The organism is Neobacillus muris, from assembly GCF_943193175.1.
Taxonomy (GTDB): domain Bacteria; phylum Bacillota; class Bacilli; order Bacillales; family Cytobacillaceae; genus Neobacillus; species Neobacillus muris.
In genome coordinates, this window is the sequence record NZ_CALPDF010000031.1 from 1 (window position 1) to 21,137 (window position 21,137).

The window sequence follows — 21,137 nt, forward strand, 5'->3', positions numbered from 1 at the left end:
TTACTCCAAAATGAGCTCCATTCTGCAGATAACAGGAAAATGTCCCCTTATTTTATTCCGTTGGTTACTTAATTAGAGCAAGTATTCTTTTTTAAAGGAAGTTAGATGAAAAGCATTGGTGCTTTAATTTTTATTTTCCCTCATTTAGATACATTACCCTTTTTAGAGAAAAACAAAGTTAAAGCAATTCATGTGATACTTATTTAGGTTATAATAGAATTTTAAAGGGGGGTGCTTACAGATGGAGAATCACAGAAGATTGTCTGGTACTTCTTACACTCATGCAAAGCCTATTATTGGAAAGGCGATACTTTGCATGGGGCGAAACATTTAATTTATCGCTAAAAAGGCTTTTCTGATATTTTGGCTTTGCACCTTATTTTATAAAAATCAAAATAAGGGGCGGGCATAATGAAATATATTAATGCAAACAAAGTTTTACCTGAGAGTCTAATTCTGGAAATTCAAAAGTATGTCCAGGGGGAAACTGTTTATATTCCTAAGCAGGAAACGGAGTATCGAAAATGGGGAACTTCAAGCGGAGCTAGACAGCTGCTTGACCGCCGCAATGCCTCCATTAGACATTCTTTTATCAACGGAAGCAGTATCCAGCAACTGGCTGAGGAATACTACCTTTCTATTGAAACAATTAAGAAAATCGTTTATTCACATAAAAAGTAGGAGAACAGCACTGGTGAAAATTTATCATCAGTGCTGTTGTTATGTAAAAAACGTTTCTAAGTCATTCTCCCCATTTTAGAGGTTCGCTGCACTGTTTAATATAAGTATAGGAGATAGCATCAAATTGATTGGAGATAGACGTCATGACAGAAAAATTTATGAAAAATGAACAGCTGAATTTTATAAAAAAACAGATTGCTTTAATTAAGGACAGCCAAAAAAAGAATGTACCCCAAACCGTTTTAGCTGCTGTGATTGACTTAGCCAATGCCAAAATCCTTGACCTCTTTCCAAATATACCATTGGAGCAACAAGAAATGCTGGATCTTTCCAAACTGAAAACGGATAAAGAATATGATCAATATATCGGCCATCTTTCAGAATTTATGCTGTCTTTTCCTACTATATCTGAGCCGCAGCTGAAAAAAATGTTTCCGAAACATAAAAAATTAAAGCTGCCTGATTTATCAAATATAGATCACAGCAAGCTGACTTATTTGAGTTGGAATGACCTCAGATCTAATAAAAAATTTATTGTCTATGGGCTGGATGGAAAAATGGCTGGAATAGAATGCGAATTTACGCCGGCTAGCAAAAAGAATTTTTGTTCCTTCTGTCATTGTTTTGGAGAAGTTGTCTATGTCTCCACTGTAACAAAAGCGAAAAAGGCAAAAAATCCGGATTATTATAAATCCATCGGGAATCTTATTTGCGCCGACAGCAGCGAATGCAATAAAAAAATAACGAATGTCGAATATTTAACAACTTTTTTAAGAGAATCACTGGGGATTGAAAAATAAATATAGGACTGAAGAAGAAATAGAGTATCTAAAATCATGATACATTTGTCTTAGAAATTGCTGAGAAAGGGTTATCTTCCTCAATAGGAATTTTTTTGGAATAAGCCGCCATTAAGACCTCTATTATAAAGAAAAACACATTGAATTGGGAATTCAGTGTGTTTTTCGGCAGCTTCTCAAATGGTTCACTGAGGCTTAACAGCTATAAATTCGTCAATAGTTTCAGGGGTGTGTTTACCTTCTTTTCCTCGGAAAAGGTCGATATTAACGGTCACATCCATACAACCAAGATAAGTTCCGTTCTTATCCCGTACAGCCATGAATTTTTGGTAAATTTGACCGGATTCACCAGATCGTTTTGGGAACCAAAATTCCCATTCATCGCGTGTTCCTGAATGAAAATCATTCAACATTTTTTCAACGTGATGAGCCACTTTTGGGTGAAGCTCAAGCACATGGCGGCCAATTGCTTCTTTACGGCGGCCATGGATACGGTTTGGATTATTTGAATACCAGCGAAAAATATCGTTAGCATCGCAAAAACCCATTTCAAACGGTAAAAGATTAATAATTGAATCCAAAGTGCTTGCTTTAATTGCACCAGTTTCAAAACTAATGACAGCTTCAGGACTAATGAATTCTGACAATGTATCTCTAGACATTTAAAAGCCTCCTTTATGGAATCTCCCTTTATGTGAAGAATATAATCGTTCAACTATTAGTGAGAAAAAACCCGCTAATTTTAGGTGCTTATTACCTAACCTCATTAATAATGATAGCATTAATAATAATTGCGAATTGTGATATATCTCACAAGGATTTTTTTAAAATTGGCCCCTTCCTCTAGGTTGGGGCCTTTAAAATTGTTCATATTGTAATAGTGATGATTGAAGATATAAATTAATTATTTTAATATAATAAAATATAGTAGAAACCAATTTCAACATTTACTTCCTTTCGTTGAAAAACCCAGTTAGTTGAATCAATTTGCTTTCCTTAAAATGTTGTTATATTATTTTAAAATACTTTTTAAATTTGATAACATCTCCCTTTTTTCTAATATATTAAACTGGTAGTATTTTCCTCTTTAATCAAATTTGCCTTGCTGAAACGAAGATTTTTAAAAAACATTATAAAAAATAAGAGTATACATTCATGTTGAATGTATATGATAACTACAATTAGGGGGGAAATGTGTGGCAAACACAAACATAACCAAAAAGTTAACTCTAGTATCCCTAGTATTAATGATTTTTACTTCTGTTTATGGATTCAACAACATTCCAAGATCATTTTATAAGATGGGTTATGCCGCTATTCCTTGGTTCATATTCGCAGCTATAACCTTCTTTGTTCCTTTTGCATTAATGGTTGCTGAATTTGGTTCCGCCTTTAAAGAGGAAAAGGGCGGTATTTACTCATGGATGGAAAAATCCATCGGTCCTAAATTTGCATTTATTGGAACGTTCATGTGGTATTTTTCTTATATCACTTGGATGGTTAATGTTGCTTCCAGTATGTGGGTTCCAGTGTCGAATGCAATTTTTGGAGAAGATACAACGCAAAGCTGGACTGTATTTACTCTTCACGGGCCTCAGGTTCTGGGGGTCTTAGGAATTGTATGGATTGTTATCGTCACCTATACATCGACAAAGGGTCTGGATAAGATTAAGAAAGTAACTTCTTTAGGCGGAACTGCAGTCTTGCTGCTGAACGTATTTCTTTGGATTGGTGCAATAGCAGTGCTTATAGGTAATCATGGACATTTGGCACAGCCGATTACAGGCCTCCATTCATTTACTCAAACACCGAATCCGATATACGCAGGAGATATTATTGCCTCATTAGCGTTTGTAGTATATGCCCTCTTCGCTTATGGCGGACTGGAAGCAGTAGGAGGTTTAGTGGACGTAACAGAAAAGCCAGAAAAAACGTTTCCGAAAGGAATTCTTTTATCTGCAGCTATCATCTCTGTAGGGTATTCATTAGGAATTCTATTAATTGGAATATTTACAAACTGGGTATCCGTTATGGGGATTAAGAATGTAAACCTTGGAAATGCAAGTTATATCGTTATGGCTAATTTAGGTTACTCACTAGGTACCGCGTTTGGAGCAAGCCATGCTGCAGCTGCAGCTCTAGGCGCAGGGGTTGCAAGATTTATTGGAGTTTCAATGTTCCTGGCACTGTCCGGTGCGTTCTTTACTTTGATGTTTTCACCGTTAAAACAGCTGATTGAAGGAACTCCCAAGAAATTATGGCCAGGAAAGATTAGCGAAACAAAGAATGGGATGCCTGTTTATGCTATGTGGATTCAAGCTGCCATTGTTTGTGTAATAATCGCATTAATCGCTTTCGGTGGAAGTACAATGGCTACATTCTTTAACATACTCGTTTCGATGACGAACGTGGCAATGACAATACCGTATATTTTTATCACACTTGCATTCCCGTATTTTAAGAAAAAGGTGGAAATTAATAAGCCGTTTATCGTTTATAAAACGCCATTGAGCGCAAATATTTGGACATGGATTGTTGTTCTAACAGTTGGACTTGCCAATTTCTTTAGTATCATACAGCCAGCTTTAGAAGGAGATAGGCAAACAACCATATGGAGTGTGGCTGGACCAATTATTTTCTCAGCTGCTGCATGGTTCATGTATAGCAGATATGAAAAAAAACAATATATAGAGAAGCCAAGGCAAAAGAAAATAAGTTAGTCAAAATTCAATGGAAGCCATCTAGTCAAGACCCGTCAATCTTAAATAGATGGCTTCCATTATTCCTCTTATTGATTAAGCTTACATTCAATCGTCAAACCGGATAATATACATCGCTGAATCTTTGCCCTCGCCATTTAGTAAAAGTGTTCCTTCCGAAGTAAATCGCGGCTTCACTAGACGTTCCTTTATTGAGGGGAAGCTTGAAAGTAAGGTTAGCTTTTCTTTTTTCTTCATAAATAATTGCACTGTATCGCTTTCTTCATCGGCAGCAGACAGTGCAAAATGTGTGCCATCTGTTGCATAGGCATTTGCTGCCGCTGGCTGTTTCAAAATAGTAAGCTTGCCTGTATTCATATCTATTCCGCCAACTGCGCCTGTTTCTTTCCCATTCCACAGATAAGCGAATACAGTGTCCTTTTTCAATAGAATGTTCTCTGCTATTTTATAAGGGAATGTATAAGAGCCTATTTGCTTATGCAAATTCAGATCATACACATAAACAACCGTTTCTGACTTATGGTTAGTTGTAAGAGTTTCTGGAATCACGATTAGGTTTTTATCAATGGAAGGCTGACTATTACTGCTTTCCCCGTTTATTTCATGCAGCACATTTTCCTTTAATGTATCTAGTGCTATCGTATAGTAACTAGGCTTCCCTTGATCTATCCCCATGTAAATGAGCGTATCTCTATACAAATATAAGCCATTAAAATATTGATTTTCCGCCATTTTTAATTCATGGGTCTGCCGATTTAAGATGTGGATTACTTGTTTGTTATTTTCAGGAGATGCCCATATAAGCCATTTGGAAGATGCGGCCAACTCTAATACTCTGCCGACTTCCCTTGTATCGATTAGTTGTTTAGATTCATTTTTTTCTAGGTTAAATGAATAGATTCCTTGTTCTGTACTATAAATCAGCTCGCTGGACGTATCGATGTAAAAGGATTTAATCAAGGAATCATATGGCACATTTGGAATAACCACTTTCTTAATAGAAAAATGATTCGTATTCCCTTGAAAAGTATGCTCTAAATAAGGAGATGCGATGATGATACAAAGGAAACAGGCCAAAATGGTGATGAAGGCAGGTCTCCGGAAATTCCTTTGAGGCTTTGCTTCCATCTGCTTCATTCGGTTTCTGGTTTTCTCGATAATACGGTTTCTATTCACGTCTATATTTTTTAATGGATTCAATCGGTAATTACTCATGTAAAAGCACCTCCCAATCTTCATGTACAAGCTTCTTTTTTAAAAGCTCCTTACCACTCTTTAATCTAGATTTCACTGTACTTTCTGGGCTATTGACCATTTGCGAAACCTCTTTAATCGTTAAATTCTCTAAATAATAATAGACGATTGCTTCACGCTGTTTTAAAGGTAATGATAAAATGGCTGAATCTAATGTGGTCAATTCATCCGTTTCAACGAGGGAATCCTTATGTATAGTGGTTTCCTTTAGAAACAATTTATTTTGAATGAGGATTTTTTTATAGGACCAGCTTTTCAAATAATCTTTACAAGTATTAGCGGTCATTTTTGATAAATAGGCTTTCAACTCTCCATGCTCTTGATAGTTCGAACAGTAAAATTTAATAAAGACTTCTTGAACAATATCTTCAGATAATTGTTTATCTTTTAGGTAATAATAGGCTATTCGGAACAGTAACTCTGTGTATTCCAGCATTGCTTTTTCTACAAGCATAGGATTCTGCATTTTCAGTAAAAACCTCCCTTCAAGACATAAACGATTGTGACCTTTGGAAAGACGATATTAATTTCAATAAATATGAATTCGAGTATATGAAAGTTTAGATGATAATATTGAGTACACAAAGGATAAAGACTTTGATGAAATACAGGTTAAAACAATGATTATTGATTATTTGAATAAATGTGGAAGGTTATGTGGCATTTCATCTACAAGTAGTAAACGTATTTACAAAGTTTATTGGAAGTAGAAACGATAGTTTTAGAAGGCAAGAGCAAGATTTATAAGACTAAAATAGTATTTATTTTACTAGTATTAAAAAAAATGGAGTGATGTCACCAAGTTTGGACCGATAAATGGACTGATATAATAAAAGCTTCAACAATTAATGGGTCGATTAATAGATTGATTGTTCCGTAAAAGTAAGTTTGTATTTTTGTTTTAGTAACTACTCATATAGAGGAGGTTCGTTGAAATTATCATAAGTAAATGAGGCTATCCAACTCCTAAACAAATATAACATTTTATAGGGACGCTATATAAATCGAAGATCTACACTACAATAAATAATTAATATAGATCTTAAACTTAAAGAAAAATTACCGATAATATATTTGAACACCATTTGTTATTGCTATCAAATATTGTATAAATTATTTTAAGGATATTCAATTTAAGGGTAATGGCGATTTCTTCATTGTTATAAATTTGAAACGAGAATTCAATTTCAAATTAATTTATAAGAAGAGAAAATTATAGAATCAAACTAAGAATATATTTTTTAGAAATATATTAACTCAGATTAATATCATCTTAAGGGAGAATCAATTTGTGCATTATAATATTATCGATTTTGATCAAACATTGTTTAATACGAGAGAGGCATTACTTGGGGTTTATCAAGAAGCATTCACTAAATATGGTTATGAATTAAGGATAGATGACTTCAGAAAATATGAGGGGGAAAGTATAGATGGACTTTTAGAACATTATAATGTCTTAAATGAGCATAGAATCCTGATAAAAAGTTACAAAAAAAGCGAATATAAAAGATTCTTTAAGTATATAATCCCCAACTACTCATTACTAAATCTTACAAATAAAATTATAGTATCTAACGCACATTCAAAAGATATATTGGACATACTAAATTACTATAAAATTAATGATGTTTTAGAAGTTATAGGGAGAGACAAAATAACTTTATTAAAGCCAAATCCTGAATGCTATATTAGTACGATGATGAAATACGGTTTGGAGAATTCATATACGATATATGAAGATTCAGATTCGGGAATGGCAGCTGCTAAAAAGGCCATCAGGTTTTTAAAAAACAATCAGAGGGCAAACATAATCCATATATATTTAAAAACAAATATTTTAAAAGGTGGCAGTGGAGAAAAAGTCAGATTACAAGAAAATATAGTAGATAAGGTAAGTTGTAGTAACTTTGGATTAGTCGAAATGAGGAAAGCTGGTATAAAAACTCCAAATATTATTTTTTATAATGAAGAGAAAATAATTATGGAATATATTAATGGTACGACACTATATAGTAAATATAATCATGAAATTCACTCTAAGAAATTAATAAATTTAATTGAAAATATAAAATCTATTCCTCAAAAGAAAAGTTATGATTTTGATACGTATATTGAGAGAGTTCTTTACCATAAACTACAATTTGAGTATGAAAAAGAGTTAGTGGATATTTTTGACAGAGCAATCGATTTATTAAGAAGCAATATTGAATTTTTTAGTTCCAATAAATCATATTGTCATGGTGATTTAACTTTAAATAACATTGTAGTTAAATCAAATGATTTTTATCTAATCGACCCTAATAATTCTAAAAGGATGTACTCTTCTTGGTTATTGGATGTATCTAAATTGATGCAGTCATCAAGAAATTATGAGTTTATTTTTGGATTATCTTATAAAAATAATAAAGTTCAAGTTGGGAAAATTAGAGAACTCATATTTTTAAGATATCATAAAATATATGGGAAATTATTGTTATTAGAATTAACGCATTGGTTAAGAATGCTTAAGTATAAACAAAAAAATAATGAACATTTCAAACAATGTAAAAATATATGTATTGAAATAATAAAAGAGATGGATTTATATGATCATAATAATAGACATGAGGAACTAAAGGTAGATTAAAACCAGGGTTTATATAATAGAAATTTAATACAGAGTGCAGGTGCTTAAATTGATTAATTCAGCAATAATTCTTGCAGGTGGTCTAAGTCAAAGATATGGAAAAAATAAATTATTGGAAACCTTTAATGGAAAGACATTAATAGAGTATAATATTGACTTTTGTTATTTTAATAACATTACTGATATCCATATTGTTTATTATGATGAGAAAGTTTATGCATATTTAAAAAATAAATTCTCTAAAGAAATAATAATGAAAAATATTACTCTGCATAAACGGCCAGACGAGCCCGTTGGAACAGGAATGTCACTTTTGACTCCAATAAATTTAATATCTGATCGATTTATTATTTTGTTTGGAGATAACTTTTATAAAGGTAGAATTGAGGATAATACTGATTCTTATAATGTAGCAACCTATAAATATTTTTCTTATGACTCATCAAATTTAAGATTTGCTGCTATTCAGGGTGATAGTATAATTGAAAAGCCTCATTCCGTTTTTGAGGGGAAATATTTTGTTGGTTACATGATTCTCAATAGAAAAGATATTTTAAGTATCCCTTATTCTATTTCGGGGAGAGGGGAAGTTGAGATAACAGAAATATTTAATAGATGTCCGAGAAAACAATTTAGACCATTGAATATTGATTGGGAAGAAATAACGTATGTGGAAGATTATAATAAAATGCTTAAATTAATTATGATGAATGGGGACTAATTGTTTTTTTGATTAGCTTCTAGGTTCCATTTAGGTCAAGCAGAGGGAAGTTGTTTTTTAGAATTTCATTAGCATGTTGGATTAAAGGGTGTCTTGGTATACAAAATTACAAATACTAAAATAAATATTGTTTGGATTGTATCCCATGTTTTTCTATTTTTAAAGAATAGTTTTATAAATTTAATAAAAATTAATGGAGTGTGGTTTTTTATGCTTCTTTCTCTTTGTATTCCAAATTTTAATGGGGAACAAAATATAGCAAGAGCAATCCAATCATGTAAAAATATCAATTTAGCAGCATCTGATTTCGAAATATTAGTCATTGACAATTGTTCAAATGACGATTCTGTAAATATAGTACGTTCCTTAAAAAATGAATTCCCTAATTTAAGACTTGTTATTAACGAGCAAAATATCGGTAGGGTGGAAAATTGGAACCGATGTTTTGAGTTAGCAAAAGGAAAGTATGTTACTTTTCTTTCAACCAATGATGAAGTTCATCCATATACTAATGTAATGAAATATCTTAACACCCTCGAACAATATCCAGAAGTGTCCTTACTAATGACAGATGTTTATTATAATCACACTGATCACCAATGGATTTATCCAAATTACAAAATGGAAGCTATTATTGATGTCAAAAGTTATATTCAAAAAACTTTTTTTGAAAATTTAGAATTTTTTTCGCTAGGCATTTTAGAACAGTGCTTTTTTAAAGTGGATATCATTCGAAAAAATCATTTAAGATTATCAGATGAGATACCAAGGACGACTGATAGAGTTTTTATTCACCAGGTTATAAAACATGGGAATGGATCTTTCATATATATATCTGAATTATTTTGTAAATGGAATCTAGATGGTAGTCGTTTCCATTACAATGCTCATAATAAAGCACCGGATTTTGACCTATTTTGGGGGAATGAGTTTAAAGCAAATATGAAAATTTTATTGGCAGAAGGATATAACGAAAAAGAGATATTTGAAATATTTTTGGCTCACCGATACTATTATGAGTTCAGGAAAAATAGTGGCGATCAGGTTCCTGAAACGAGGCAATTAGAACGTTATGAATATTTTCTTAAGAATGAAATAGAAAAGCGGGGAATTAATATTTCTTACGAAAATGTAATTCACCGATTAATCCAGAAATTATAAAGTCTACACGGAGTAAGATGAATGATCTTATACAAACGATTGTGATATGAAAAACATTTATATACTCTTTTGAAAAGAGAAATAACATCATTTTTGTGTTTTGCGGGGAACCTTACCATAATTAGGGACAGTCCTTAATTTTAAAAACTATTAGATAATTGAAGGAGAAAGCGAACATAAGTGATAAACATAACCATTCCAAAACCAACTGTTACTATTACCAAACAGATTAGTCCTGAACAGAGTAATATTTATGGATTTACTGATTTTCATCTTATCCCTAGAAATAATGGCGGTATTTTTATGTTTTATAACCATAATCAAGAGCTATTATTCGTTGGTAAAGCAAGGAAGTTGCGGCAAAGAATAAAAAAACATTTCGAGGATGCTGTATCACCGATTAAAATGCATAGAGATGAAATCACTAAGATTGCAGTTTGTGTAATCGAGGACCCTGTCCATAGAGAAATTTACGAAACATATATTATTAATGAACTGAAGTCGAAGTACAATATAGATAAGGTATTTTTTAGATGAAATTTTTGTATAAAGGCAATGGGTTGTGCGAATAAGCCAAACCTATTGCCTTTATTAATTGAATCTTAAAGGATGGAACACAATTTGGAAACGAAACACTCAAAACCAATAAAGTATATATATACCTATGCTTGTTATGAAGAGGAACGGAATTTATGTGCTTTGGAAATGCGCTCATTCTTTGGGGAGGATTCACAATCGGCCATTTTGGAAAGCCAGATCAAAATTAATCCTAGCCGCAGTCCGTTTATTAAAGGAAGAATGGCGGTCATTTATGAAGGGCAAAGCTTTGAAAATCTCCTCCAACAAGCAGCGTCCATACAAGTAACGGGGGAAACATTTAAAGTGGTTTATGTAAAAACGGGCGGATCAGTAGAAGCAGGCTTTGAGAAGCGGCGGGCTATTGAGAAAGAAATCGGGTTACATATCAATGGTATAGCTGATATATATGAGCCAAAACGCTTATTTGGTGTCATGTATATTAATGGAAGATGGATATTCGGTGACTATGTAAAAAGTGAATCTGTGTGGTTTCGCCATCAACAGAAGCCGCATAGTTACTCCACTGCTCTTAGCACACGTGTCGCAAGAGCTATTGTGAATATTGCTATTCCAGATCCAAGAGGGATAAAGGCAATTGACCCTTGTTGTGGTATTGGTACCGTACTAGTGGAGGCCTTATCCATGGGAATTGATATAGTTGGAAGTGACAGAAACCCTCTTATTCTTGGTGGTGCCAGAGAGAATATCTCCCATTTTGGATATTCCGGAGAAGTGAAATTAGCTGATATAAACAATGTCACCAATCAATACGACGTAGCAATTATTGATTTACCCTATAATTTGTGTTCTGTAATATCTCCGGAGGAGCAGCTCAAAATTCTTCAAAGTGCCCGCAGGATTGCTAAGAAAGTCCTAGTAGTGACTGTTGAACAAATTGATGAAGTTCTGAAAACCGCTGGATTTGGCATTATTGACCGTGCTGTTGTTAAGAAAGGATCATTTGATCGTGAAGTGATTGTCTGCAGGTAAATCCTTTGATCAAATGTTCCTTTTCATCACAAAATATGCTCTCTAGTAATTAACTGCAAGTTATCTTCTGTTGCTTCATCTCATTTGCAGATAAAAGGTCCCGCACATCAGCAATCAAATAATCATAAATCGCTAAAAAGTGAGGCATAATAGATCCAAACTGACTGGAAGGAATTGGGCGTTTATTGAAGACATTTATCAAGCGATCCAGAAGAGAAATGTCCTCAATAGCCCTTCTTGAGGACATAGGTCTAACGAAATAAAGGTGAAATGTCTTAAATAGCCCCTTGCTAATTCCATTTAAATTTTCGTGGCTGCAGCGTTCTTTCGCGTGAACAGGATCCCCAGAATAATCGCTAAGACCGTTAAAATGATGGTTAACAGCAATGTTTTCAAATAATATTCATTATTTGTTTCAGCAATCAACTGAACGCTGTAATCAGCTAGTTTCCACGGTGAAATATGCCAGTATTGGCCAATCAGGGATTCAATCATGATGGCAACTGGAAGGGCGATAATCGTGCAGGCCGTAGCTAACGCGGTCTTAAACATAGCGCTAAACATAAGAGCAACCGCTGATGCAAATAAAATCCATACACAATAAGACATGACCATTTCCATAAAGACAATAAATTTTACTGAACCATATAAAATGGATGTATAATACAGGCTGCCTGCGTAGCCTAAAATGGCACTGATCATTCCAAGTGCGCTTGCGGCCGTCCATTTGCTCATAAACAATGCCATAAAGGAAATCGGCCTCACATAGATAAGGGTGGCGGTACCGCTTTGCCGTTCGCGATTAATCATCCCGGCGACCGTAATGACGAGTACAATAAGGCCTAAAGATTGGAATTGTCCAGTGGAAGCCTTCAGAATATCGATTGGCGCATACTCCGGCAATGTAACGGAGAAACCTTCTGGCAAATTGCCGACAGCATTTAAAATGTCTTCCATATAATAATTCGTTAACGGATCGGAAATGCCTAGGAAAATAAATAGCAGCGGCATCCACAAAAATTTAAAACTGCGCCAGCTTTCACGAAATTCCTTTTGAAGCAGTATAGTGAAAGTCCTCATTGTCCCACCACCTTCATAAAAATCTCTTCCAGTGTCATCGTGACTCGTTCCACTTTTTCTATTGAAAATGGCAAACCAATAAGCTGGGACATTAATTGCTGCATCGTAGGAACGTTCTCGTTTATTTCGATAAAGACATCACAGTCTTCCACGGCGGTTGGCCATGGTGATTGTGAAGCAAAGTGCAATGCCTCGCCCTTGCTTGAAAATTGAACCTTATAGCGGAATGAGTCAAATTTTGCACGTATATCCTTTAAAGAACCTTGCTCTACCAATCTCCCTTTTTGTAAAAAGAGCAGCTGGCCGGTCATTTCTTCAGCATCATTTAAAATGTGTGTCGAATAAAGAATGGTTGATTGCTGCTGCAATTGTTTTAATAGAATCATCATTTCCCGTCTGCCGACTGGATCAAGCGCGGAAACGGGTTCATCTAACACAAGCAGCTTTGGTTTGTGGACAATGGCTTGAGCTATACCAAGCCGCTGTTTCATTCCACCTGAAAAGGCGGCGGTTTTTTTAAATTTATCGTTCTTTAATCCAACAAAATCCAGCACGCTTTCGGCTTGTTTTTTGGCATGCCTGCTTGGTACACCATTTAGCTTTGCCGCCATTTCGGTAAATTCCAAGGCTGTTAACCAAGGATAAAAATGAGGGTATTGGGGCAAAAATCCAATTTCCCTCCGAATATCTTGGACATTTTCCATCCTGACGGATCCATTTGTAGGTTTTAACAAACCGGTCAGCATCGATAAAGCAGTTGTTTTTCCGGCGCCATTAGGCCCAATTAAGGCAGTGGAAGTACCCGCTTCAAGCGTGAAGGACAAATCTGCTACTGCCTTTTCTGTACCATAAACCTTCGAGAGATGCTCCACGGTTATCATGAGGTTTTTCTCCCAAAAATGAAGTAAACAATCGGTCCGATGATATTGACGAGTATGATCACAATCGCCCAAACCCATTTTGGGCCGTTTGTTGCATGAATACGAATTAGATCGATGAGGGCAACAATAAGCAAAATCGCTTGGATAACAAGTAAAGGGGCAATTAAAGCCCAATTGATAGCTGCCATTATAAAGTCACCTCAATTTTTAAATAATCGGCTAAATGACGAATCATCGCTTGATAGCTTGGTTGTTCTTTTAAAGGATCAAATACCGGATTTTGTGCAATCGTATGAACTAGATCCCGTTTGATCGATTGCTCATCACGAGGGGCTTCGCTGCTTAGCTGGGATGTATTTTCAATCCATTGTGATAATAAATAGAAGTAGGAATTTCCCTTTAGCTTAATGGGAAACTGAATTTTTTTACAAAGCTTTACATAACTCTGCAGCATCTTTATTGCCTGGTCCCATTGGCCCTTCATCGTATAAACGGTTGCAGCTCTGTAGTAGAAAATAAGGACAGCATTAAAATGTAGATTTTCTAAATCATATAGACGGATGAGACCTTGAATTTTATCGATCGTTTCATCTATATAATCAGTATTCTCCAATTCGAGCATTAAAGCTTCCGTTGCATTTGACAGGAGCTGCATTACATTTTGATAATAGCTGATTTGAATAATTTCTTTTGCTTTTTCTGTATGTCCGAGCATGGAATGGGCTGTGGCAATCAGATGGTCTGCACCGAATTGTATTTGAACATCCTTCCCTAGCAGGGACAATACCTTTTCTGGCTTCCCTAGTTGTAAATAGGCGAGGGCTTCCAGCATCGTTGCTTCATTAGCTAATGCGAAATCCCCGCTTAACGTTTTGACTCGTTCACAAAGCTGCAGGACACGGTCCAGAATAGATTGGTGGTCAGGAGACTTTGGAAAGTAGTTTATATACAGTTGTGCCATTTTAAGCACAAATGGAAAACAGGAGTAATATTCACTTAATAGATCTTCTATTGATTGTTCCACTTCGTCAAATTCTTTTTCAGAAAACTGCTCTGCCAGCTGGGAATATATTCGGGTGATTTGTTCCTTTGTCAATTGAGGCTGGTAGCCTAATAATTTGTCGATGGAAATGTTAAAGTAGGCTGCCAATTTTGGCAATAACGTAATATCAGGATAGCTTTGGCCCTTTTCCCATTTGGAAACGGCTGCCCTCGATACGCCCACATATTCAGCAATTTGTTCTTGGGTGACCTTTAGTTCTTTTCGACAATTCGCAAACATGATTGAAAATTGAAAGTGTTCCATCATAGTCATCTCCTCTTGCCTTAACTATAATGGAAAAAAAGTTGATTTAGTAGCGAATGTAAGTTACATTTTGGTGCATTTGTCAACCATAAGTTGATTTTTGCAAAAGATCGCTGGTCCGATACGGTTACAATGGGCGGTTTCGACAAGGAACAATTTGCTAAACGTTTTAATCTTCCAGAAAACGTCTTTCCTATTACACTGATTGCCATTGGCAAAGCCCTTGCACCGGCATTTGGCACTTCACGCCTGCAAATTAATTCGTTCATCGCTTTTTATGAGTAAGCCCTGTATCTGATTGGTGAGCCATATATAAAGCAAACAAAGTCAACAGAAATTGTTGGCTTTTTTGTTTGGATCTATGCATCCATAATGGAATAAATGTGGTGAAGAACAAGGCTTGTATTTTTCATTGCCAGTCCCCCTGAAGAGATTGAGAAATTAATAAGTTCTTACTAATTTTAACAGGCAAGACGACTATTACCTGATAATACCCATTCTAATGTATCCAGGTACGTAAAGTAATTCCTGCCTAAAAGCTGTAAGATATTTTATTTTATAAAATATTCAAAAATGAAATGGCTTTCTTTTTTGGATGGTGATATAATCTAGCTAAATTAATCTAAATAATAAAATGATGTTTTATAATATAAAACAAAATGTCTGAAAAGGAACATAAAAGAGTGCTTTCTGAATTAAACGCGGGAGGATCATGGAAGATGGCCAAAATACAAAATCCAGTATTAAAAGGTTTTAATCCTGACCCGAGCATTTGCCGGGCGGGTGACGATTATTATATTGCTGTTTCAACATTTGAATGGTTCCCTGGAGTTCAAATCCATCATTCGAAGGATTTGATCCATTGGCATCTCATCTCACGTCCGTTAAATCGGATTTCATTAATCGATATGAAGGGAAACCCCAATTCCGGCGGCGTTTGGGCACCGTGCTTAACCTACGCTGACGGGAAATTCTGGCTGATTTATTCCGATGTGAAAATGCATTCCGGTGCATGGAAGGATACGCACAACTACTTGACCACCTGTGAAACGATTGATGGGGAGTGGAGCGACCCCATTTATTTAAATAGTTCAGGCTTTGACCCTTCCCTTTTCCACGATGTGGACGGAAGGAAATATATCATCAATATGCTATGGGACCAAAGAACCTATAAGCATTCCTTTGGGGGCATTGTCCTGCAGGAATACTCCCATGCGGAAAAACGGTTAATCGGCAAGCCAAAAGTTATTTTTGAAGGAACGGACATTAGACTGACAGAGGGTCCGCATTTATATCATATTGACGGTTACTACTATCTGTTGACTGCAGAAGGCGGTACAAGATATGCGCATGCTGCCACGCTGGCAAGATCCAAGAGTATTGAAGGGCCATATGAGCTGCATCCTGACCATCCTCTCCTTACTTCTTGGCACGATCCCAGAAACCCGCTGCAAAAATGCGGGCATGCCTCCATCGTCCAAACCCAAACAAATGAATGGTATTTAGCCCATTTAACTGGCAGGCCGCTTGCTCACGAAGATAAGCCAGTTCTGGATTATCGCGGTTTTTGCCCGCTTGGAAGGGAGACTGCCATTCAAAAACTTGAGTGGAGAGATGGCTGGCCGTATGTGGTAGGAGGAAAACAGGGATCAGTTGAAGTGGAAGCTCCTAAAATGGCAGAGGTGAAATGGGAGCGGGATTATGAAGCAGTGGATCATTTTGACAGTCCAACGTTAAACCATCATTTCCAGTCATTGCGAATTCCATTAGCGGAAGAGATCATGTCCCTGACAGACAGGCCGGGAAATTTGCGCCTTTATGGAAAGGAATCATTAACCTCTTGCTTTACCCAAGCGCTGGTGGCAAGGCGCTGGCAGTCCTTGCATTTTGATGCAGCCACAGCGGTTTCGTTCCAGCCGGAGACATTCCAGCAGTCAGCAGGCTTGATCTGCTACTACAATACCGAGAACTGGACATCGGTCCAAATTACCTGGGACGAAGAAAAAGGCAGGATAATTGACATTGTGAGATGCGATAACTTTGCTTTCTCCCAGCCGCTTCAAGGTTCAGAAATCCAAATTCCGGAATCGGTGGAGTACGTCCATTTCAAAGTGAAAGTCAGGGAACATGCCTATCAATTCTCGTATTCTTTTGACAACGAAACATGGAACGACATTTCTGCAATCTTCGAATCTTATAAACTGTCAGATGAGTATGTCCGGCTTAACGGATTTACCGGCGCGTTTGTAGGCATGCATTGCCAGGATACAAGAGGAACAAGCCGGCCGGCTGATTTTGATTATTTTGCCTATCAAGAACAATAATACATTTCTTTGAAAGGAAGGGAATCAAGATGGAATGGCTTCAGGTGAAAAATAATCGAATTGCGGATTCAATAGGGAATCCCATCCAACTTAGAGGCACGTGCATTGGCGGCTGGATGAATATGGAGGACTTCATTAACTGCTACACTGGAACCATATCATATTCCTCTATGGGTCGGGGAATTTGGCTCTGTTTATAATGGGCCAGAAAATGAAATTCCAGACCGCTTAAGCGTAATGGACGATCAAATTGGCATTTTTGAAGATTTTGGCGCTCATTGGACAACTTGGACGTATAAAGATGTTGGTGTTATGGGATTGGTGACACTTGTTCCGAAATCGGAGTATATCGAAAGGCTTTCCTCCATTTTTATAATGAAACATGCCTTAAATACCGACGATTGGATGATTTGGCTGCCAGGCTATAAGGCAAGGCAGTCAGTGGAGGACCTGGCTTACCATTTGGAAGCGGTGGTTAATCCGGAAATGTCGAACGCCGCTAATCTTTCCAGCCTTTCGCAAGCTATTCTCACGGTTTATGCTGGGGCGTTGATCCAGCCTGAATATGCAAAGATTTTTAAAGATTTATCTGAAGAGGAAATCGATGTGATCAAGCAGTCGTTTGCCTTTAAAAACTGCAAGATCAATGAAGGGCTGCTAAACATACTGAAAAAATACACAAACGCAAAAGTTCGGTTGGGAAAAAATGACTAGGATGAAGGCTGATTTCAAATGTTTTTTTTCAGGATCATTTGAAATCAGCTTTTGCGATGATTAGCATTCAAACTATTGGATTTGCTTAAAAGCTAAAGGAGGATGACGATGGCGATTAACTCCATTTATGGCGATAGCCAATCAATCTATGATATAAGGACACATGCAGCTGGGCCTGAGGGTTCACTGCCATTGACTCCTGAAATGTTAAGAGAACGGCCCAGCGGCGATATTTTTGGGATGACCATGAATGCTGGCATGGGCTGGGATCCAGCCAAGCTCCTTGGAAAAGAGGTGCTGATCATTGGCACATTGGGCGGCATTCGCGATCAGGATGGGACACCGATTGCCTTAGGCTTCCATACCGGGAATTATGAATTAGGACTGCAAATGAGGGCGGCTGCAGAAGAAGTTGCCAAATGGGGCGGAGTTCCCTTTGCATCCTTTGTAAGTGATCCATGTGATGGCCGCTCTCAAGGGACACCAGGCATGTTTGACTCGCTTCCCTATCGAAATGATGCTGCGATTGTCATGCGGCGCTTGATTCGCTCCCTGCCAACTGGACGCACGGTCATAGGTGTGGCAACCTGCGATAAAGGCTTGCCGGCGACGATGATCGCACTCGCTTCAATGCATAATCGGACAACGATCCTCGTCCCAGGCGGATCTACTCTTCCGCCCACTGAAGGGGAGGATACCGGCAAGGTTCAAACGATTGGGGCAAGGTTTGCCAATCATGAGCTTTCATTGGAGGAAGCCGCAAGACTAGGCTGTGTGGCGTGCGGGTCTTCTGGAGGAGGGTGCCAGTTCTTAGGAACAGCCGGAACAGCTCAAGTGGTTGCAGAGGCATTGGGCATGGCCCTGCCTCACTCAGCGCTGGCGCCATCTGGCCAGACAGTTTGGGAAGAAATAGCGAAACAGTCGGCACGTGCAGCGCTGGAAATGGAAAAGAAGGGAATCACCACGAAGGAGATTCTGACAGATCAAGCGATTGAGAATGCCATGGTACTTCACGCTGCCTTTGGGGGATCGACAAACTTGCTGCTGCATCTCCCTGCTATAGCACATGCAGCTGGCTGCAAGGTACCAACGGTGGATGATTGGGAGAGAATCAATAAAAAAGTGCCTCGTCTTGTAAGCGTGCTGCCAAATGGGCCGGCAAACCATCCAACCGTTCGAGTATTCTTGGCTGGGGGCGTGCCAGAAGTGATGCTTCATTTAAGAAAATTAGGTCTTCTGCATGAAGACGTTCTTACCGCGACAGGGGAAACGCTGCGGACAAACCTTGAATGGTGGGAAACTTCTGAACGCCGCCATAAATTTAGGCAGCTATTAGTGGAACATGATGGAGTCCAGCCAGACGAAGTCATCATGAGTCCGGCCCAAGCAAAAGCACGAGGTTTAACGTCCACTGTAACCTTCCCAAAGGGAAACTTAGCGCCAGAGGGCTCCGTTATCAAATCAACTTCCATTGACCCATCTGTAGCCGGTGAGGACGGGGTTTATCGGCATACGGGGCCGGCGAAGGTATTTACCTCTGAAAAAGCAGCCATCAGGGCTATCAAGATCGGTGATATTAAAGCCGGGGACATCATGGTTGTCATGGGCGGCGGACCGTTAGGAACCGGAATGGAAGAAACCTATCAATTAACATCTGCCTTAAAACACTTGTCGTATGGAAAACACGTATCGTTGATTACAGATGCCCGCTTTTCAGGCGTCTCAACGGGAGCATGTATTGGCCATATTGGACCAGAGGCATTAGCTGGCGGGCCCATTGGCAAATTGCGTGATGGCGACATCATTGAGATTATTGTCGATCGGGAAAATTTGGCCGGCTCTGTTAACTTCATTGGCACAAATGAGAAGAGATTGCCAATGGAAGAGGCCGCGAGAGTATTAGAGGAACGTGACAGGCATCCAGAACTTAGGCCAGATCCTGGGCTGCCGGATGATACCCGTTTATGGGCTGCGCTTCAATCTGTCAGTGGAGGAACCTGGAGGGGCAGCGTTTATGATACAGACCGAATTATTGAAGTATTAAATGCTGGCATGGAAGCATTGACGAAAAAGAAAGAATCAGAGGCAGTTAAATCATTTTTATAGCTGGCACAAGGAGAGGAATTTATGAAAAAAGCGAGTTTTTTAACCCCTGTTGTTACTGCCTTTGATGCTGAGGGAAATTTGGACCAACAGGCAAACAAAAGGATTTATGACTTTTTAATGAATAATGGTATTGACGGTTTAGTCATTATGGGCAGCACGGGTGAGTTTTTCTCGATGCAGGATGCCCAAAGGAAAGAATTAATTGATCTTGCAGTCAGCCATGTCAATCATCGGGCAAAAGTGTATATTGGAACAGCCTGCATGTCAGTGGAGGAGACGATTATTCTTTCGAACTATGCAGTGGCTGCTGGCGCGGATGGTGTCATGATTATCAGTCCCTATTATTTTGCGCTTTCGGATGAAAGTGTCGAATATTATTATGATCAAGTGGCACAGGCGGTGAACGGAGATGTTTATCTATACAATTTTCCTGCCAGAACTGGCCATGATTTGTCACCAGAAGTCACGCTTAACCTGTTAAGAAAACATAAAAATATTAAAGGGTATAAAGATACGGTTACGGAAATGGCACATACCCGAAAGTTAATTCAAACTGTACAGAACGAATTCCCTGACTTTATCATTTACTCAGGGTTTGATGAAAATTTTGCCCATAATCTTCTTAGCGGTGGAAATGGCTGTATCGGGGGACTTTCTAATATATTTCCAGAGGTATTTTCCGAATGGGTGAGGGCCATCAATGAAAAAGATCTTGAAAAAGTCGCTGCAGTCCAGAAAATAGTGGACAAAATGATGAAGCTATATGATATTGGCACACCATTTATACCGATTACGAAAAATGCGATGATCCAGAGGGGGATCCCATTGCAAGGATTTTGTCAAAAACCGTTACTCCCTCCTGATCAAAAACAAACAGATGCCATTCAGGCACTTTTGCAAGAAATCGATGCTTTAATGGCTGCTGTTCTGCCAGATGTAACAATGGTGCTTTAGCCAGCCTTTAATCACATAAAAAAACGGCGTGATAAACTGGTCCCAGCTTACACGCCGTTTTTTTGCGCAAAATTCTCTTCCATAAACTAGGAAAGAATTTATCCCTTTTCCGCTGCCTAATAAAAAATAGTGTACATTCAGTTGTTTCTTTCCTAGAATATATCTGAAACAAATTTATCAGATGAGTATCATAGTTTGATTACTTAAAAATCATCGAGCGTATTACAATTGCTTCTG

Annotated in this window: 20 protein-coding genes; 13 read left to right on the top strand and 7 right to left on the bottom strand. The window is 37.6% G+C overall.

What is annotated here, in order from left to right; translation table 11 throughout:
- Nucleotides 1-411: 411 nt before the first annotated feature.
- Nucleotides 412-681, top strand: a complete 270-nt coding sequence (locus tag NFS43_RS17365; protein WP_251554017.1) for a CD3324 family protein — start codon at nucleotides 412-414, stop codon at nucleotides 679-681.
- A 143-nt stretch (nucleotides 682-824) separates the two neighbouring features.
- Entirely contained in the window at nucleotides 825-1,481 is a 657-nt protein-coding gene (locus NFS43_RS17370; protein WP_251554018.1) for a FusB/FusC family EF-G-binding protein, read from the top strand.
- A gap of 185 nt (nucleotides 1,482-1,666) precedes the next feature.
- Here NFS43_RS17370 and NFS43_RS17375 read toward each other — a convergent pair whose 3' ends face one another.
- Nucleotides 1,667-2,143, bottom strand: coding sequence for a PAS domain-containing protein (locus NFS43_RS17375; RefSeq protein ID WP_251554019.1), 477 nt, complete (start codon nucleotides 2,141-2,143; stop codon nucleotides 1,667-1,669).
- A 534-nt stretch (nucleotides 2,144-2,677) separates the two neighbouring features.
- Here NFS43_RS17375 and yjeM point away from each other — a divergent pair.
- Entirely contained in the window at nucleotides 2,678-4,201 is a 1,524-nt protein-coding gene (yjeM, locus tag NFS43_RS17380) for a glutamate/gamma-aminobutyrate family transporter YjeM (RefSeq protein WP_251554020.1), read from the top strand.
- 87 nt (nucleotides 4,202-4,288) lie between these two features.
- Here yjeM and NFS43_RS17385 read toward each other — a convergent pair whose 3' ends face one another.
- On the bottom strand, nucleotides 4,289-5,416 hold the full coding sequence (locus NFS43_RS17385) for a hypothetical protein (protein ID WP_251554021.1): 1,128 nt from the start codon (nucleotides 5,414-5,416) through the stop codon (nucleotides 4,289-4,291).
- Nucleotides 5,409-5,921, bottom strand: a complete 513-nt coding sequence (locus tag NFS43_RS17390; protein WP_251554022.1) for a sigma-70 family RNA polymerase sigma factor — start codon at nucleotides 5,919-5,921, stop codon at nucleotides 5,409-5,411. Before NFS43_RS17390 ends, NFS43_RS17385 begins: the two co-directional genes overlap by 8 nt.
- Before the next feature lie 825 nt (nucleotides 5,922-6,746).
- Between NFS43_RS17390 and NFS43_RS17395 the strand changes: the two genes are divergently transcribed.
- The 5 genes from NFS43_RS17395 to NFS43_RS17415 all read left to right on the top strand — a co-directional run bounded on the left by NFS43_RS17395 (nucleotide 6,747) and on the right by NFS43_RS17415 (nucleotide 11,535).
- Nucleotides 6,747-8,084, top strand: coding sequence for an HAD hydrolase-like protein (locus tag NFS43_RS17395; protein WP_251554023.1), 1,338 nt, complete (start codon nucleotides 6,747-6,749; stop codon nucleotides 8,082-8,084).
- Between the two features lie 49 nt (nucleotides 8,085-8,133).
- On the top strand, nucleotides 8,134-8,805 hold the full coding sequence (locus NFS43_RS17400; RefSeq protein WP_251554024.1) for an NTP transferase domain-containing protein: 672 nt from the start codon (nucleotides 8,134-8,136) through the stop codon (nucleotides 8,803-8,805).
- 210 nt (nucleotides 8,806-9,015) lie between these two features.
- Entirely contained in the window at nucleotides 9,016-9,966 is a 951-nt protein-coding gene (locus tag NFS43_RS17405) for a glycosyltransferase family 2 protein (protein ID WP_251554025.1), read from the top strand.
- Between the two features lie 180 nt (nucleotides 9,967-10,146).
- On the top strand, nucleotides 10,147-10,503 hold the full coding sequence (locus NFS43_RS17410) for a nucleotide excision repair endonuclease (protein WP_251554026.1): 357 nt from the start codon (nucleotides 10,147-10,149) through the stop codon (nucleotides 10,501-10,503).
- A 72-nt stretch (nucleotides 10,504-10,575) separates the two neighbouring features.
- Nucleotides 10,576-11,535 carry a TRM11 family SAM-dependent methyltransferase gene (locus NFS43_RS17415; protein ID WP_420910341.1) on the top strand — a complete coding sequence of 320 codons (960 nt, stop codon included), beginning with the start codon at nucleotides 10,576-10,578 and terminating at the stop codon, nucleotides 11,533-11,535.
- 300 nt (nucleotides 11,536-11,835) lie between these two features.
- Here the strand turns inward: NFS43_RS17415 and NFS43_RS17420 are convergent, their stop codons facing one another.
- From NFS43_RS17420 to NFS43_RS17435, 4 genes are read right to left on the bottom strand one after another with little or no spacing between them, the layout of a single operon-like run.
- The gene (locus NFS43_RS17420) at nucleotides 11,836-12,615 is read right to left on the bottom strand and encodes an ABC transporter permease (RefSeq protein WP_251554028.1); all 780 of its coding nucleotides are present in this window, start codon (nucleotides 12,613-12,615) and stop codon (nucleotides 11,836-11,838) included.
- Complete coding sequence (locus tag NFS43_RS17425; protein WP_251554029.1) at nucleotides 12,612-13,496, bottom strand: ABC transporter ATP-binding protein; 885 nt, start codon at nucleotides 13,494-13,496, stop codon at nucleotides 12,612-12,614. The genes NFS43_RS17420 and NFS43_RS17425 overlap by 4 nt, the downstream gene beginning before the upstream one ends.
- Nucleotides 13,493-13,684 (bottom strand): PLD nuclease N-terminal domain-containing protein, encoded by a 192-nt coding sequence (locus NFS43_RS17430; protein WP_251554030.1) that lies wholly within the window; start codon nucleotides 13,682-13,684, stop codon nucleotides 13,493-13,495. Before NFS43_RS17430 ends, NFS43_RS17425 begins: the two co-directional genes overlap by 4 nt.
- Complete coding sequence (locus NFS43_RS17435; protein WP_251554031.1) at nucleotides 13,684-14,802, bottom strand: helix-turn-helix domain-containing protein; 1,119 nt, start codon at nucleotides 14,800-14,802, stop codon at nucleotides 13,684-13,686. Before NFS43_RS17435 ends, NFS43_RS17430 begins: the two co-directional genes overlap by 1 nt.
- Before the next feature lie 93 nt (nucleotides 14,803-14,895).
- Here NFS43_RS17435 and NFS43_RS17440 point away from each other — a divergent pair, with 93 nt between their 5' ends.
- The 5 genes from NFS43_RS17440 to NFS43_RS17460 all read left to right on the top strand — a co-directional run bounded on the left by NFS43_RS17440 (nucleotide 14,896) and on the right by NFS43_RS17460 (nucleotide 20,900).
- Nucleotides 14,896-15,087 carry a nitroreductase family protein gene (locus NFS43_RS17440; protein WP_251554032.1) on the top strand — a complete coding sequence of 64 codons (192 nt, stop codon included), beginning with the start codon at nucleotides 14,896-14,898 and terminating at the stop codon, nucleotides 15,085-15,087.
- Nucleotides 15,088-15,521: 434 nt separating this feature from the next.
- Nucleotides 15,522-17,126, top strand: coding sequence for a glycoside hydrolase family 43 protein (locus NFS43_RS17445; RefSeq protein WP_251554033.1), 1,605 nt, complete (start codon nucleotides 15,522-15,524; stop codon nucleotides 17,124-17,126).
- 237 nt (nucleotides 17,127-17,363) lie between these two features.
- A complete protein-coding gene (locus NFS43_RS17450) occupies nucleotides 17,364-17,840 on the top strand; it encodes a hypothetical protein (protein ID WP_251554034.1) in 477 nt (158 codons plus the stop codon).
- Between the two features lie 102 nt (nucleotides 17,841-17,942).
- Entirely contained in the window at nucleotides 17,943-19,946 is a 2,004-nt protein-coding gene (locus NFS43_RS17455; protein WP_277613966.1) for a YjhG/YagF family D-xylonate dehydratase, read from the top strand.
- A gap of 21 nt (nucleotides 19,947-19,967) precedes the next feature.
- Entirely contained in the window at nucleotides 19,968-20,900 is a 933-nt protein-coding gene (locus NFS43_RS17460) for a dihydrodipicolinate synthase family protein (RefSeq protein WP_251554037.1), read from the top strand.
- The last annotated feature ends 237 nt before the right edge of the window (nucleotides 20,901-21,137 follow it).